14 protein-coding genes are annotated in these 14,770 nt (G+C 57.6%); 2 read left to right on the forward strand and 12 right to left on the reverse strand.

The annotated features are described in order from the left end of the window. Positions 1 to 2 precede the first annotated feature (2 nt). The 12 genes from hypB to ACXHXG_RS21550 form a co-directional block, all read right to left on the reverse strand. Positions 3 to 875 (reverse strand): hydrogenase nickel incorporation protein HypB, encoded by an 873-nt coding sequence (hypB, locus tag ACXHXG_RS21495; RefSeq protein WP_457900644.1) that lies wholly within the window; start codon positions 873 to 875, stop codon positions 3 to 5. Next, on the reverse strand, positions 875 to 1,216 hold the full coding sequence (gene hypA, locus ACXHXG_RS21500; RefSeq protein ID WP_457900645.1) for a hydrogenase maturation nickel metallochaperone HypA: 342 nt from the start codon (positions 1,214 to 1,216) through the stop codon (positions 875 to 877). The genes hypB and hypA overlap by 1 nt, the downstream gene beginning before the upstream one ends. After that, on the reverse strand, positions 1,209 to 2,318 hold the full coding sequence (locus ACXHXG_RS21505; protein ID WP_457900646.1) for a hydrogenase assembly protein HupF: 1,110 nt from the start codon (positions 2,316 to 2,318) through the stop codon (positions 1,209 to 1,211). The genes hypA and ACXHXG_RS21505 overlap by 8 nt, the downstream gene beginning before the upstream one ends. Beyond that, positions 2,315 to 2,713 (reverse strand): [NiFe]-hydrogenase assembly chaperone HybE, encoded by a 399-nt coding sequence (gene hybE, locus ACXHXG_RS21510; protein ID WP_457900647.1) that lies wholly within the window; start codon positions 2,711 to 2,713, stop codon positions 2,315 to 2,317. Before hybE ends, ACXHXG_RS21505 begins: the two co-directional genes overlap by 4 nt. Continuing rightward, on the reverse strand, positions 2,710 to 3,405 hold the full coding sequence (locus tag ACXHXG_RS21515; protein ID WP_457900648.1) for a hydrogenase expression/formation protein: 696 nt from the start codon (positions 3,403 to 3,405) through the stop codon (positions 2,710 to 2,712). The genes hybE and ACXHXG_RS21515 overlap by 4 nt, the downstream gene beginning before the upstream one ends. 346 nt (positions 3,406 to 3,751) lie before the next feature. Further along, positions 3,752 to 4,045 carry a HypC/HybG/HupF family hydrogenase formation chaperone gene (hypC, locus tag ACXHXG_RS21520; protein ID WP_457900649.1) on the reverse strand — a complete coding sequence of 98 codons (294 nt, stop codon included), beginning with the start codon at positions 4,043 to 4,045 and terminating at the stop codon, positions 3,752 to 3,754. A gap of 145 nt (positions 4,046 to 4,190) precedes the next feature. Further along, positions 4,191 to 4,781: a HyaD/HybD family hydrogenase maturation endopeptidase gene (locus ACXHXG_RS21525; RefSeq protein ID WP_457900650.1), complete on the reverse strand. Its 591-nt coding sequence runs from the start codon at positions 4,779 to 4,781 to the stop codon at positions 4,191 to 4,193. A gap of 1 nt (position 4,782) precedes the next feature. Further along, positions 4,783 to 5,499, reverse strand: a complete 717-nt coding sequence (gene cybH, locus ACXHXG_RS21530; RefSeq protein WP_457900651.1) for a Ni/Fe-hydrogenase, b-type cytochrome subunit — start codon at positions 5,497 to 5,499, stop codon at positions 4,783 to 4,785. Further along, positions 5,496 to 7,286: a nickel-dependent hydrogenase large subunit gene (locus ACXHXG_RS21535; RefSeq protein ID WP_457900652.1), complete on the reverse strand. Its 1,791-nt coding sequence runs from the start codon at positions 7,284 to 7,286 to the stop codon at positions 5,496 to 5,498. Before ACXHXG_RS21535 ends, cybH begins: the two co-directional genes overlap by 4 nt. After that, positions 7,283 to 8,395 (reverse strand): hydrogenase small subunit, encoded by a 1,113-nt coding sequence (locus ACXHXG_RS21540; RefSeq protein ID WP_457900653.1) that lies wholly within the window; start codon positions 8,393 to 8,395, stop codon positions 7,283 to 7,285. Before ACXHXG_RS21540 ends, ACXHXG_RS21535 begins: the two co-directional genes overlap by 4 nt. Before the next feature lie 95 nt (positions 8,396 to 8,490). Continuing rightward, a complete protein-coding gene (locus ACXHXG_RS21545) occupies positions 8,491 to 10,509 on the reverse strand; it encodes a flavin-containing monooxygenase (protein WP_457900654.1) in 2,019 nt (672 codons plus the stop codon). Between the two features lie 716 nt (positions 10,510 to 11,225). Next, a complete protein-coding gene (locus ACXHXG_RS21550) occupies positions 11,226 to 12,248 on the reverse strand; it encodes an L-histidine N(alpha)-methyltransferase (protein ID WP_457900655.1) in 1,023 nt (340 codons plus the stop codon). Positions 12,249 to 12,993: 745 nt separating this feature from the next. Between ACXHXG_RS21550 and ACXHXG_RS21555 the strand changes: the two genes are divergently transcribed. Both ACXHXG_RS21555 and ACXHXG_RS21560 read left to right on the forward strand, forming a co-directional pair. After that, positions 12,994 to 14,172: a cytochrome P450 gene (locus tag ACXHXG_RS21555; RefSeq protein WP_457900685.1), complete on the forward strand. Its 1,179-nt coding sequence runs from the start codon at positions 12,994 to 12,996 to the stop codon at positions 14,170 to 14,172. A 34-nt stretch (positions 14,173 to 14,206) separates the two neighbouring features. Further along, positions 14,207 to 14,425, forward strand: a complete 219-nt coding sequence (locus ACXHXG_RS21560; protein WP_457900656.1) for a ferredoxin — start codon at positions 14,207 to 14,209, stop codon at positions 14,423 to 14,425. Positions 14,426 to 14,770: the final 345 nt, after the last annotated feature.

Here is a 14,770-nt window from a genome sequence, read left to right on the forward strand (position 1 = left end):
CGTCAGACTACCTGCGAAGCTTTTGCGACCCGGGCCACCGCACCCTCCAGCCAGAAATAGAACGCTTCCATGCCTTCGCCGCTGCGCGCAGAAACCGTGAGAGTGCGAAGGCGCGGATTGACGCGCAGCGCATTAGCGATGCAGAGCCCGACATCGAAGTCGAGATGCGGCAGCAGGTCGGACTTGTTGAGAATCATCAGATCGGCGGCCGCGAACATGTCGGGATATTTGAGCGGCTTGTCCTCGCCTTCAGTAACCGAAAGCACCACGACCTTATGAGCCTCGCCAAGATCGAAAGCGGAGGGACAGACAAGATTGCCGACATTTTCGATGAACAAGACCGAACCGGGCTCGGGCGCCAGGTCCTCCACCGCGTGGCCGACCATGTGGGCGTTAAGGTGACAGCCCTTGCCGGTGTTGATCTGGATTGCAGGAACGCCGGTCTTGCGGATACGTGCGGCATCGTTGGAGGTCTGCTGGTCGCCTTCAATCACGCTGATCGACATCCGGTCCTTGAGGTCGGAAATGGCGCGCACCAGAAAGCTGGTCTTTCCCGATCCGGGGCTCGAAACGAAATTCAGTACAAAGATGCTGTTGCGGCCGAACCGAGCCCGGTTTTCGACAGCATAGGCGTTGTTTTTTGAGAGGATATCCTTTTCGATCTGGACGATGCGCTCGGGGTTCACGTCCGGGACATGCACGCCGCCAATGAGCTGACCGTGTTGGAGCCCACTGTCTTGCGCATAGTGACGATCATGATGATGTCCATGATCGTGAGGGTGGCCACGATGATGATCATGGCGCTCGCCCTGCGCGCCGGTCTTGCTCTTGCCATCTTCCAACGTTGCCATCTCGCAGCCGCATACCGTGCACATCAGATCACCTCCATGTCTTTGATCCTCAATTCATCGCCCGCCGTCGTCTGCACCCTATACCGCCCGCAGTCCGGGCAGGCGCCGAACCGCTTATCGAGGGGCACCGTCTTCCCACACTCGAGGCACCAGCCCTTGCCGGCGATGCGGGTGATTTCGAGTGTGGCGTGTTCGGCAATCGTGCCACGCCGTACAGCTTCGTAGCAGAACAGAAGCGAATCCGGGTTGATGTGGCTCAAAACACCGATATCGAGGCGGATCGATTTGACTGCGCTTGCGCCATTCAGCTGCGCCATCTCGCAGACGATGGCGATCACGCTCTCCATCAACGACATTTCATGCATGGGCGGCGTCGCGAATGTTAAGCTTGAACTCGACACAGGGATCGAACAGAGCCGCGAGGCGAGAAACCGACCGGGCCGCCGATTCATGAGCACCGATCCGTGATGAGAGAAGGGTTTCGACAAATGGACCGGCCGGATGAAAATTCCACTCGGTCGGGGCAAGGATGCGGTAGGTGCAAAGTTTCCCGTTCGCGTCGATCTCGGCCTGATGATAAAGTCTGCCACGCCCACATTCCACTACGCCAAAGCCGCCGGCGCCGGGCACCGGACCACCGGCCATCAGTTCGGAAGGATCATTATGGCCCTTGGCAAGATGCGCGAGTTGCTTCAAGCAAAGGCCAACGTCGCGTATGCGCGCCATGAAGCGTTGCGCAAGATGCGGATCGTCTGACCTGCTGGTGTCGCAAAGCCGGGCATAAGCACCGGTTTCGACGACCCGACCGTCAAGATGCGGCAAGGCGCAATAGTGGGCATTGTTGCAAAGATGGGCAATAACTTCGGCATCGTCGGCGGCAGTCAGCGGATCAGGACGCCGGCCTGGAAAAGTTCGGTCATTCTTGATATCTCGAAAAATCGCCGCGCAAGCCGTGTCATCCGGCGGAAGGCCGTCGTCTTTGGCGATGCCGAGCCTCTCTGCTGCATCGGCAAGCCGCCGCGCGTTGGCAGCCAGGGCGCTACGGTTTGCTTTTTTCTCTCTCGATTCGCCGATGATTGCCTGCGACGCGGTCAGGGCGCCGCGCAGATATTGGCCCGCCTGAGCCACCAGACCTGCCGACATTGAAGACGGCCAGTGCAAAATCAGCCCCCTCAATGTTTCGAATATCCGTTCGGCCAGCACTCCGGCCATCGCCGTGAACTGCTCCTCGACTGGCATCGGCAGGCCGGCTGCATTCAGTGTGGCAAGGCGCGCGGCCACCGATTGCGAACAGCCACAGAGTGAAAAAACCCGTCCTGCAAGTACGGGCGCCTCTTCGGGTCGGCGGCCGATGAACATGCGTGCCAATTCTTGCGGGCGGTTGACCCTCACTTCCACGAAACGGGCAAGCGCTTGCGACACTGTGACGTCGATCCGGATCGAGCCGGGGCCAAGGAGATAGGTCATGCAGCAAGCTCCCGCGGCGCTCGGATATTCCTCCAAAGCAGATCACGGCGCATGGGGCTGGCGGTTGGAGTGGGCGGCGGCGCGAGCGCAACAATGTTGGAAAATGCGCGCCTAGCCTTCAACGCCGTCCTCATCGTTCCGAACTCAAAGACCATGGAAAACAGCAAGCAGCAATCAACACCGCCAGTCGTCTCGGGTTTGCCGGCGATGAATTCGATCATGCCTGCCTGCTGATTGCGAGCCGTGCCTGCAGCGGGCAAGATCATGAACCATGGCGTCGCGACGATGCCGGTCGTTCGCCCGACGAATGCCAGCAAGCTTGTTTCCGCAGCGCCGAGCGCGGGAACGACTGTCGCCCTTTCCTGAAGGCCGGCGTTCATCGCCAAGTTGGTCATTTGAAATAGGCCTCCTCGACATCACGCAGGTGGGCCGCGGAGTCGCGGAAATCCTCTTCGGTGGCGATGGCGACGGCGGGGATGTCGACGATTTGCAGCATGTCGACAACGATCTTACCCATGTTGTCGTAAAACTGTACGGACCAGACGTTTCGGGCGCCTGCTGCCGCCACGCGACAGGGGCGGTAGCCGCGCGATGTCAATTGTACGGGACCTGCTCCGAGCGTGACCTGCAGGAAATTCACATCCTCGATGCTCATCGGAAACAACGACAAAATGATAACATGCGCCGGATCGCCATCCCGATACTGGACCATGCGATCACCGATCTCCGTCATGAGGGGCATAACGTTCATAGCGCCGGGCGGCGCAGATCCATGTGAGATCAAAGCCGGTAGCGCCGTGCAGGCCCGCCGCACCGCCATGGGAATGGGGGCGACCTCGATATATTCGGCAATGAGGTCGCCGGCGGGGTCGGTAAAGCGGATATGCCAGACGCCGGCCATAATCGCTTCCTGGAACTGCGCCAGGACTCCGGAGGGCAGCGCCGCCACCCCGCACACCTCGCCGTTGCCGAGCGTCTGCGTGATCAATTTCTTATCATCGTCATCGAATTCGAAAATGTCGAATAGCCGCCCCGGCTGGCCGGCCTTCTGCACCGCAAGCGTTGCAACAATGTCGGATATGAGCATTGCGGTTTGCCGGCTTCTGCCGTTTGGGGAGCCAACTCGGTAGGATGGCATTATCTGCTCCAAATCAGCTTGTCATTCATTCTCGCACTTGGGGTTTGCAAGCGCCGTACCACTTGCGGAGAAGGTTGGATCGCATTGATCTGAAGGAAAATTCCGGTCGCGGCCTCATTCGGATGGGCACGCGCGCGCCGATGCCGAGGCAACCCGCAATGTTCAGCACGGAGGCAGTCCGCCCGCAGGAGGCACGTTCGATCCCGTGCATCTCCGGCTGCCGTTGACGACAGTTCACATGAACATGTGGGCGAAAAGGATGAGGAGATTGTATTCGGTAGCGAAATACGAACTGTCAGTTTTCGCGCAAATGAGACGGTAATTCCGGCTCGCGGGAGATAAGATCGGCAAACAGCGTTTCGAATGACCGTCCTTCGACGGCTTCAGCAAGACCGGCCAACGCATCGTCTATCTTGTGTGCTTCGTCGGCATCGAGCACCCGGATGGCAGATCCTAGATGGGTAAGAACGTAGGTCCCAACCGGTTGCGGGCCGACCAGCACCATCGAAATCGCAAAAACGGATCCGTTGCGCTGGCACTGCGCTATAAATTCGCCGCCCGTCACCTGCATCGGAATTCCTATGCACACAAATCAGCTCCTCGATCCGCCTGGGTTCATTGGTATCGGGAACCTGAAGGGTTCCCGTGCGGGTCCTTAGGTTTTGGAAAGATTTGGGCAGCCGGCGAACAGCAACGCAACTGACGACTGCCTCGGTCGCATCGGAAACTCCTCCTCAACCGGTCAATTCGGCCGGATTGGCGCGCCGCTCATAATGTGCAAAATCGATGTCGTTGGCGAGAAGAGCGGGCGCGGCGGCGCGGCGCGAACTGATGGCGACGCCCCATCGCTCCAGGATGCCGGCGGCTACCATTACGGCCGCCGGTATTACCGCTTTGACGGGCTCAGTCACCGGTCCGCCCCAGTTCTCGAGGTCCACCGGTTGGCAGCCGATCAGCGCGAGTCTTGTGGGATAGCGATCGAGAAGGTCGGCAGCGCTTAGAACTTCCTGGAAGCTTGTCTGGTGCAGGCTCATCTTTTTGGCGCCGGTGAATTTCGGCACTTCGTCATTCTCGACGATCTTCAGCGAGCCCGGCGCGAGCCCGTAGTCGACAGCGTCGAAGACAATCAGATGCTCGGCTTCGGTCACATATTGCACGAGATAGAGGCCCTGGGTGCCGCCGTCGAGCACGGTGACATTGGTCGGCACCGCATAGGCCTGGTGGAAGGCTTCGACAGCGCGGACGCCAAAACCCTCGTCCGCCCAGAGGATATTGCCAATACCGAGCACCAGGACGTTCGGTTTGCGAGAATTCGTTTCGTCCATCCTAGTCCTCGTTGTGCTTGGACACCCGCTCGCCCGAAATCATCGACGAAACGATGCTGTCGCGGCTGACGATGTCCTCGCGCACCGCGACATAGATATGGATCATCACGAAGATCAGGATCACCCACATTCCGAGATGATGAAAGCTATGGACTGACTGGCTGTTCGGCGAGAGCCAGAATACCCAACCGAACAGCCTATATCCCCAACTGTCGCGGCCGACGCCTTCGCCATAGAGCGCAAATCCGGTGATCACCATGAATGTCAGCGGCAGCGTGAACATCACGAACATGACCAACTGCGACAGCGGATTGTGGCCGGCATATTTCAGCGGGTTTTGAGTGAGGAACATGTAAAAGCGCACCTCGTGCAGCCATTCCCTCCAGAACCGTCCGCTCCAGAAGGGAACGTAGAAGATTTGGCGTGCATGCACATTGCCGACGAAGACCCAGTAGATTCTGAGGATCAGGGCCACGGCCAGGATCTGTCCGGCGGCGAAATGGGCAAAACGGATATAGCCCATCAGGAAATTGGCGCTCGCCTCGCCGGGTACCGCCGGCAATGGGCTACCGATAAAATAGCCTGTCAGCGCCAGCGCCAGGATGCAGAAAGCGTTTATCCAGTGCCAGAGGCGAACGGGCGCCTCGTAGGCATACACGTTTTCGTGCTCGCAATCGGCCTTTGAGGTAGCAGAGATGCTCATGATCGTCCTTCTCATCTGACCTGGACTTTGGCCATTTCCTGACCGTCCGGGCTCATGATATGCGTCGAGCATGCAAGGCACGGATCGAAGGAATGGAGAGTTCGGAGTATTTCGAGCGGCTGCGACGGATCCGACATCGGCGTGTCGATCAGTGAGGCCTCGAACGCACCGATATTGCCGTTGGGATCGCGCGGACTTCCGTTCCAGGTGGTCGGCACCACGCATTGATAATTGTCGATCTTGCCGCCCTTGATCTTGATCCAATGGGCGAGCGCGCCGCGCGGGGCCTCAGTGAAGCCGACGCCCTTGACCTCGCAAGGCCAGGTCTGCGGCTTCCATTTGTCGATGAAGGCGGTGGCGCTGTCGCCGGCCTTGATGTTGGCGACCAGCTTGTCGTGGAAATGCCGCATCTGCCGGCCCGCCCAAACGGATTCGAGCGCGCGAGCGGCGGTGCGCCCCAGTGTCGAAAATAGCGCCTCAGTCGGCAGGCCGAGGTCCTTCAGGATCTTGTCGATCGGATCCTTGAATTCTGCCTTTCCCTGCGCGTAGCCTAAGACCCAACGGGCAAGCGGGCCGACCTCCATGGCGTGGCCGCGCCAGCGCGGCGCCTTGATCCAAGAATATTTTCCGCCTTCGTCCAGCTCTTGAATGTTGATCTTGGTGCCCTTTGCTTTCGGCCCAAGCTCGTAATGCGGCACGGTGACACCGTCCCAGGGATGCAGGCCCTTGGCCTCGTCCGGATATTCGTACCAGGAGTGACTGACGAATTCCTGGATCTGCTCTGGATCGCAATGGTCGACCGGCAGGACTTCGTTGAAATTGCCGTTAATGATCGCACCGCGCGGAAGCTTCAGGCTCGCCTCTGTGTAGTCATTTGCGTGTTCCGGCACGTCGCCATAGGCAAGCACGTTCTTGCCCGACAACCCGCCGCCGAAGAGCCAATCCTTGTAGAAGGAACCGATCGCCATGATATCGGGCAGGTATACCTTCTCGTTGAACTCGATCAGCTGGTCGATCACCGACGAAATTAGATTCAACCGTTCCATGGTGATCGCGCCGACGGCTCCCGTGCCGTCGAGGTTGATCGGACAGGGCACGCCGCCGACCAGCCAGTTCGGATGCGGGTTTTTGCCGCCGAAGATCGTGTGGATCTTGACGATCTCCCTCTGGAAATCGAGGGCTTCGAGATAGTGCGCTAGGGCCATCAGGTTCGCTTCCGGCGGCAGCTTGTAAGATGCATTGCCCCAGTAGCCGTTCTTGAACGGACCAAGCTGGCCGGATTCGATGAACTTTCTGAGCCGTGTCTGGATGTCTTTGAAGTAACCAGGCGAAGACAATGGCCAATCGGACACCGATTGCGCAAGCGCCGAGGTGGCCTTCGCATCGGCCGTGAGGGCAGACATGACATCCACCCAATCGAGCGCATGCAGGTGATAGAAATGCACGACGTGGTCATGAACCTGCAATGCCAGCTGCATCAGATTGCGGATCGAATTGGCGTTTTCCGGAATGGTTATGCCAAGCGCATTTTCAACCGCCCGCACCGATGTCAGCGCATGGGTTCCGGTGCAGACGCCGCAGATCCGTTCGGTGAACGCCCATGCATCGCGTGGATCACGATTTTTGAGGATGACTTCAATGCCGCGCCACATTGTGCCGGTGGAAACGGCATTGCGGATGATGTTGTCCCCATCGACATTGACCTCGACGCGCATGTGGCCTTCAATGCGGGTTACCGGATCGACCACAAGACGCTTGCCGGAGTTGTCGAGCGCGAAGCCATCTGGCGTTTGGATGGTCATCGTGATCTTTCCTGTCCCTGGCCGTCTTTAGGATCGGTTTTCCCGCGCTTGGCGGTGACCTGCTTGACGGCAGTGATTGCAGCGTGGGCAGCAATCGCCCCACCGACAATGCCAGCTGCGGCCATGCCCACCTGATCTGCAGTAGCTTCCACGCCGAATTGGTTGACCTCGGACAGTCGGGAGTAGAAGCTCCCTGCGTCCCAGAAATTTTGTTCCGAGCAGCCAATGCAGCCATGACCCGACTGGATCGGGAAGGAGACGCCCCCATTCCAGCGAACGGTCGAACAGGCATTGTAGGTGGTCGGGCCTTTGCAGCCCATCTTGTAAAGGCAGTAGCCCTTGCGCGCACCTTCGTCGTCCCACTCCTCGACGAACTGGCCGGCGTCGAAATGAGCGCGCCGATAGCACTTGTCGTGGATGCGCTGCGAATAAAACATCTTCGGCCGGCCCTGATGGTCGAGTTCGGGCAGCTTGCCGAACGTGGTGATGAAGGTGACGACGCCGGTCATCACCTCTGCGATCGGCGGACAGCCAGGCACTTTGATGATCGGCTTGTCGCGGATCACTTTATCGATCGGCGTTGCCTCGGTGGGGTTGGGTTTGGCGGCCTGAACGCAGCCCGAAGAGGCACAGGTTCCCCAGGCGATGACAGCCAGAGCGCCTTCGGCCATCCATTTGAGCTTCTCGACGAAGGGTCGCCCGCCATCGATGCAGAACATCCCGCCTTCGCTAAGCGGCGGATTACCTTCGACGGCGAGAACGTACCTGCCCTTGTACTTTTCCCTGGTCTCTTCGAGGATCGCCTCGGCCTGGTGGCCGGCCGCCACCATGATTGTATCGTCGTAATCGAGTGAAATCATCGACAGGATCACATCCTTGACCAGCGGATGGGCCGAGCGGATGAAGCTTTCCGAGCAGCAGGTGCATTCGAGCCCATGCATCCAGATCACTGGCACACGCTCTTTGGATTCGAGCGCCTCTGCCATTGCGGCCGCCGTATCGGAGCCAAGGCCGAGGCAGGCAGCCGTCAGGCTGCAGAATTTCAGGAAACTGCGCCGGGTTATGCCCTGGCGACGGATAACATCGTAAAACGTTTCGGTCGCGGCCATCTTGCTCCTTTCAGCCTTCCACCAGTTAGGCCGTCTTCCCCAGTGAGAGATTTTAATCCTCGATCTCAACGGGACCTGTGAGTGGTGGCTGCTTTTCAAACCGCTTCAGCCGACGCCTTTGACTGGGCACCGACGTTTCCGATCGTGTGGTAGTCACCGAGATCTGCCTCCTTCGTCTGCTTCCAATAGTCGATAAGACGCCAAGGGCTGTTCGTTACGATCCGCCCCCGGTCGTTGCGGAAATAGGTGGACATGCCGGGATGGCTCCAGATCATCTTCTGGTGCATTTCTTGGATCGTCCGATTGTAGCGTTGATAAACGTCTTGCCTGCATTCCACCTCGGCGAGCTTCTTTTCACCCATCTGACGCAAAACGCTCAGCACGTAATCCAGCTGGCTTTCGATGGTGAAGATGAAGTTCCCGCGATGACCGAGGGCTGTATTTGGGCCGTAGAGCATGAAGAAGTTCGGGAAGCCCGGCACGACGGTACCAAGATATGCCTGACAGTCGTCATCGTTCCAGGCCTCACGTACTGTCACGCCATTGCGTCCGAATACCTGAACTGGAAGCAGGAAGCGTGTGATATCGTAGCCAGAGGCGACGATGAGAACATCTGCTTCATGACTGTCGCCATTTTTCGCTTGGATCGACTTGCCTTCAATCTGCGCAGCAGCGCTGTCCACCAGATTGACTTGCGGCTTAAGAAGGGTTCTGTACCAGCCATTGTCCAGGAGCATTCGCTTGCCGAACGGCGGGTAGTCGGGAATGACCTTGGCCAGTAGCTCCGGTCGCCCTGCCAGCTGTTCTTCGATATATCGAGTACACGTCTCGCGGTGGCCGTCGTTCAGCGCATTCACAGAGCGATCGGGATGCGGCCACGCCGGGTCCTTCTGCAGGGACTCGTGCACTTGACTGTCAAAAATCCAACTGAGCCGCAGCCTGTAGAGCCATTCGTAGTGTGGTACCGCGCGGAGCAAGAACTGCATCGGCTCGGGAACCGGCATAAGAAATTTGGGAAAGGGTGCCGCCCATTGGCGCGATCGCTGGAAGATTGTCAGGGCACTCACCCGATCGGCGATGGCCGGGACAATCTGCATTGCGGAGGCTCCATTTCCGATCACAGCCACGCGTTTGCCGTCGAGGCTAACCCCGGGATCCCAATTGGAGGTGTGCACCACTAGTCCGTCGAAGTCACGCAGGCCGGGAATGTTTGGCCATTTCGGCGTGGTAAATCCGCCCACGGCTGAAATGACCACATCGGTTACAAGGGTTTCTTCCCGCCCGTCTGGCAAGCGCAATCGAGAATGCCAAGTGCGGCTTTCCTCGTCATAACGAGTGGACAGGCATTCCGTATCGTAGCGGATTGAGCTTTCAATCCCGAACTCGCGGGCGACTCGGCTGAGGTATTCATCGATTTCCTGCTGCAACGGGAAGAATTTGCTCCAGTCGCCACTGGCAAACGTGAAGGAGTATAGATGCCCGGGTGTGTCGACCCCGCAGCCAGGGTAGCGATGTGAATACCAGACCCCGCCGGTGCGGGCTTGCTTTTCGATCTGGATGTAGGAAACGCCCAGTTGTCGCAGCCGAACTGCGGCTGCGATACCGGACATGCCGGCTCCGATGACAAGTATGCGGAAATTGTCCGGCAAACACACCGGATCAGGAACCGCGCCTGAATACCTGCGCAGCTTGTGGATCATCATGTCAGCAAATTCCGGCGGAATAGGCTCAGCCTCTGACATGGATAGCATGCGGATCAACTCTTCCGCCGATAAGTCTGCCCTGGCGATGGGAACGCCTTGGCGCCAAGCCGTGATGGCGCTCAGCGCTGCATCGCGAATCTCCGCCTGCAATTCGCTTTGCAGGCCACCGGAGTCGTTGTCGTCCCAGCCGCTTTTGGCGGGAATAAACCGCGGGCTTAGCCAATATTCTCGTCCTGTGAACTGATAAAGCAGGAGCAAGAGGGTCGGGATATTGGCCGAAGGGAGTGCTTCGGCGATTCGCTGGCAAAACTGGTCGACGTCTTCTAAGTGAGCCATGGTTTGGGTTCCTGCGGTTGAAAGGATCTGGACCAATCGGCCAAGGCGTCGCGCCTGGGTGCGATTGCTGTCCAACTTCGCGGGTTCCACGACGGGCGTTTGGTGAGATTCTGCAGCAATTTGGCAAGTATCTAATTCAAAACGCGCCGGACCGGTCGGCATTGATCGCTGCGAGAAAAAAGCCGCTTATGAGGCGCCGTCAGATTAGAGGTTATGACGGTGATGAGGGTTTGCTCGTGCTTCGTCGCGCCTACCCACGCACCACCTGATGCGTCTGCGTGGCCACGGCTCGATATTCCTCGGCGAACATGGCCTGCTTCTTCCGGGTCTGGAGCGTTCTGCTCCTGGCTGACCGGGCATGGGTCCCGGTAGATAGTTTGGTGCTAACATTTCGACATCTCCATGCGGTACCGTCGGACCGCGACGCGTCTGCAAATGCTTCGCAGCAATACGCATGCCAAAGGAAGAAACGTTTTTTAGTTCAGTATAATCGATCAAACCGCCCGGCGTGCATAACCAGCGTTTGTCGCACATCGGACAAGACCAAGCGACCTTGACCTGTTAGCCGCCTGGCGAACGCGAGAGCCTGCTGTCGATCTCCTCGCCGCGACATTGAGTTCGCGGCCGAGCGTCTCGGCCGTGAAAGTTGCCCAGTTCTAAACGCCGACACTCCATCCCGCTATGAATGACAGGGGACCACACTTGCTGCCAGACATGGGCGGAATGGCCGGTTATTGCCAATTACATGTCAAGGCTTGGCTCTTCGCCGACAGCGGCGAAAAGGCTTGTTCTCAGGTCGCCTTTTCCAGCACGTGAATGTCTGAGCCGGCGTCATCTGAAAGCACATCAACCGACATAAGCCCTGCGAGGTTCGCGCATTCCCTGAAGAAATCTTCAGAAAAAGAAAACGAGTTCTTTAAATGCAACCGATCACCATCTTTCAATTCGATGCTTTTTCCGTTGAGCCGAAACGACAAATTTCTATTCACGATCGCGGTGTGGATCACCTGCATGAAGTTGTCGTCGCCTCTTATATCCGCCTCATACTCAAACACTCCCGGATCGAAGTTATCGTCGACGGGTAATTCTGCCTTCATTCGATAGAATACGTTCAGCTGAAATTCTGGATGCGCTTCGTAGTAGGCTTTTGCGACATCCCACCTGAGATCCGAGCCAATTGAGATCGCAAGCCAGCACCTCTCAGCGCTGTTCGATATCCTCCTCAACGCCTGGACGACCGCCTCAACCGGAGGGGCCTCACTTATGGCGGCGGCGAGGTTCCCAAATGTGCGCCCAAACATGACGACCAATGCCGTTTCCTCATCGGAAAAAAAGCGTCGCCCAGAAAATATGTCATCTCGTATGAATTCGATCTTCAGGTCGAACGGTGGCGGCGATCGCTCTATGTCCCCGAGGAACTCGTTCGAGCGATCAACCAGTACGCAACGTGAGGTCTTTCCGCGCAACTCCGTTGCAAGGGGAAGGGTCTTCTGCTGAAATGCCCGCACTGTTCCGGGGCCGAAGTCGAGAATTGACACCCCTTTTTGAGATCGCTCGCCCCGAGGCCATCGGACATACTCTTTTACTCTCTGCTGAAGTTCTTGCGCCAACTTGATCTCGGCGTCCACCATATTGGTTGTCCCGGTATCGCGCGCATTGTTCATCCTTTCGGTTTCAGCCCTTGCCCACAACAGTGCGCCGCTCATCGAATTGCCGTCCCGGTCACGTCCAGTGTGGTGAGCGTATTGTTCGGGACCCAAGTCTGCCGCATATTTTTGCTGAAAAAGCTTCGAACTTGTTTCAAGAAAGCTCACAACTGCTCTCCTCTGTGAGTGGCGATGGAATAGGGCGACAGGCGAAACTTCGCACAGGAAATTCATTCCCCTGCAAGCATTGAAGGCGTGGTTCGTGGCGACGGTCTTCTGCGCCATGCGCATGGCGATGTATTTGCGGCTACCCGCCTACTTGTGGGGCCGATTGTCGGATTTTCCTCAACCAGTAAGTTGGCGGCGGTTTAGGCATTATTCAGGCCAAGCCAGAACATCGTTTTAAAACAATGAAATGATACTCGCGCATCTTTGACGGTGCCGGCGCTGTCGGAAGTGCGACACCGCTACGTCGCGGCGTTTTTTCGTCGACCGCTATGCCAGTTTCTTCCGCGAGCGCGATCGCACTACGTCGATTTTGTTAGCTCCCCGACACAAGCTTGCTCGGATCAAACAGCCGAAGAGCGCCGGGAAGATTGCTTTTCGGCCGACCAACGGACCTGGCATGAATTTTGAAGTCTCTATACGAGGCGATCGGCGCGTCCGGCACGTTTGGGTGGCCTCCTCATTGCGGGAGTGTCGGGTCGCAATCGACCGGACGACCAGATTGCGACTGTCACGAGCTGGAGTTGCCGAATATCGGCAATCTCGCCCTCTTGGCTTTTTGATGGGCAGGTGAACCGCGACAGTGAGACTTCAGCTGCCAAAGAACAACACAGCGCAACGCAGCCGGCCGCCGTAAAGGAGAAATCAACTCGTGAGTGACCCGATTCCAGATCATGTTCCGCGCGAAATGGTGAGCGACTTCAGCTTATTCACGTCACCCGGCATGCAACGCATCCCCAATGGCGATCCCCATGAAGCCGCCGCTCGTGTTCACGCCGGACCTCCAATCTTTTATTCACTCCACAATACCCGTGATGGTCGTGGCACTTGGCTCATCACCCGGGCCAAAGACCAACGCAAAGTGCTGCAGGACCTCGATACTTTTTCCAGCCACCGCAGCCTTTTCGCCTCTGCGCTCGGTGACGACTGGCCGTTGATCCCACTTGAGCTCGATCCACCGGCCCACGGCATCTTTCGCTCCCTGCTTAACCCCCTGTTTTCGCCAAAACGAGTGATGGCGCTGGAACCCTCTATCCGTGCGCGAGCAATCACCATTGTCGAAAAGATCTCCCTGTCGGGCAAGAGCTGCGAGGTGATGAAAGACTTTGCCATTCCCTTCACAGTTGGCGTCATTCTTCAGTTTTTGGGACTATCGGCTGAACGGCTCGACATATTTGTCGGCTGGGCGAAAGGCCTTCTTCAGGGAGACAAGGTCCAGCGATCGGCAGCGGCTCGAGCTATTCTGGAGTTTATCGATGAACTTGCGGCCTTGCGCCGCAAAGAACCGGCCGACGATTTCATGACCTTCGTCGTGCAGGCACAGATTGATAACCGTCCGCTGACCGACAAAGAAGTCCGCGGCATCGGCGTATTATTGTTCGTAGCGGGGCTTCATACGGTCGCAGCCGCGATCGGTTTTGACTTAGCCCATCTGGCACGCAACCCAACGGACCAGAGTTTATTGCGAAGTGAACCGGAACGGATTGTGCTCGCAACCGAAGAATTGTTGCGGGCCTATTCGACCGTACAGATGATCCGGGTGGCCACAAAAGATATCGACTTCGAAGGCGCGCCGATTCGCAAAGGAGATTATGTTTGCTGCGCCGCGATGATTGCCAATCGTGATCCGGCGGAGTTCGAGGATCCCAACGTGATCGACCTTGCACGCGAGGACAACCGCCACACCGCGTTCGCGTCTGGTCCCCATCGTTGTCTTGGTTCGCACCTTGCCCGGCGGGAGATCATCATCGGCTTGGAGGAATGGCTGTCTCACATCCCTCATTTCCGTATCAAGGAAGGTACGGCCCCAATAACCCATGGCGGCCATGTGTTCGGGATCGAGAATCTCGTCCTGGACTGGTCATAACTCGAGCGCCGCTGTGCAGAATCGGAGGTTAGGCATGCACATCATCGTCCACAATGCCAAATGCCATGGGCACGCGCGATGCTGGTCCCAAGCGCCGGAGATCTTCAAGCTGGATGAGGATGGTTATATCCTGCCCGGCAATATCGACGTTGCTGCAGGGAACGAATCTTGCGCATCACGCGGTGCTCGATCATGTCCCGAACGTGCGCTGGAAATCAACCGCTCATCCGATACAGCGCCAGTCATGGCGTGAACTGATGCTTTGGACTTGCAAGGGATGAGCAGACGTTTCGATCGATGATCCACAGTGTTTTCAAATGCCGCTAGCTGCAAACACGGGTCGATGTCGCTGAGCTCTGTCGGCTATGCGACAATGGCGGACTTGCAAGCGAGCTGTTTCAAAAAAGTTACATTGCAAAACAAAGGATTTTTCCTGCGGCATGCATATTGCTGCGAGCCATTTGCGAACGCTTCCCGATCAAAGTTAACAGAGCGGAAATGTCGAAAATGTCAGCAAAATGCTCTCTGCCGCGGCCTAGCTCCTGTCGTCAGATTTCCAGACGCAATGGAGGGATCTGGCCTTGTTTCCAAGGAATAG

It is taken from the genome of Rhizobium sp. LEGMi-198b (assembly GCF_054114205.1).

Coding starts and splice junctions, on each gene's coding strand:
- cybH (WP_457900651.1), bottom strand. CDS start 5,499: ATGAGAAGGACGATCATGAGCATCTCTGCTACCTCAAAGGCCGATTGC.
- hypB (WP_457900644.1), bottom strand. CDS start 875: ATGTGCACGGTATGCGGCTGCGAGATGGCAACGTTGGAAGATGGCAAG.
- hybE (WP_457900647.1), bottom strand. CDS start 2,713: ATGACCAACTTGGCGATGAACGCCGGCCTTCAGGAAAGGGCGACAGTC.
- ACXHXG_RS21555 (WP_457900685.1), top strand. CDS start 12,994: ATGGTGAGCGACTTCAGCTTATTCACGTCACCCGGCATGCAACGCATC.
- ACXHXG_RS21525 (WP_457900650.1), bottom strand. CDS start 4,781: ATGGACGAAACGAATTCTCGCAAACCGAACGTCCTGGTGCTCGGTATT.
- ACXHXG_RS21505 (WP_457900646.1), bottom strand. CDS start 2,318: ATGACCTATCTCCTTGGCCCCGGCTCGATCCGGATCGACGTCACAGTG.
- hypA (WP_457900645.1), bottom strand. CDS start 1,216: ATGCATGAAATGTCGTTGATGGAGAGCGTGATCGCCATCGTCTGCGAG.
- ACXHXG_RS21515 (WP_457900648.1), bottom strand. CDS start 3,405: ATGCTCATATCCGACATTGTTGCAACGCTTGCGGTGCAGAAGGCCGGC.
- ACXHXG_RS21540 (WP_457900653.1), bottom strand. CDS start 8,395: ATGGCCGCGACCGAAACGTTTTACGATGTTATCCGTCGCCAGGGCATA.
- ACXHXG_RS21560 (WP_457900656.1), top strand. CDS start 14,207: ATGCACATCATCGTCCACAATGCCAAATGCCATGGGCACGCGCGATGC.
- ACXHXG_RS21535 (WP_457900652.1), bottom strand. CDS start 7,286: ATGACCATCCAAACGCCAGATGGCTTCGCGCTCGACAACTCCGGCAAG.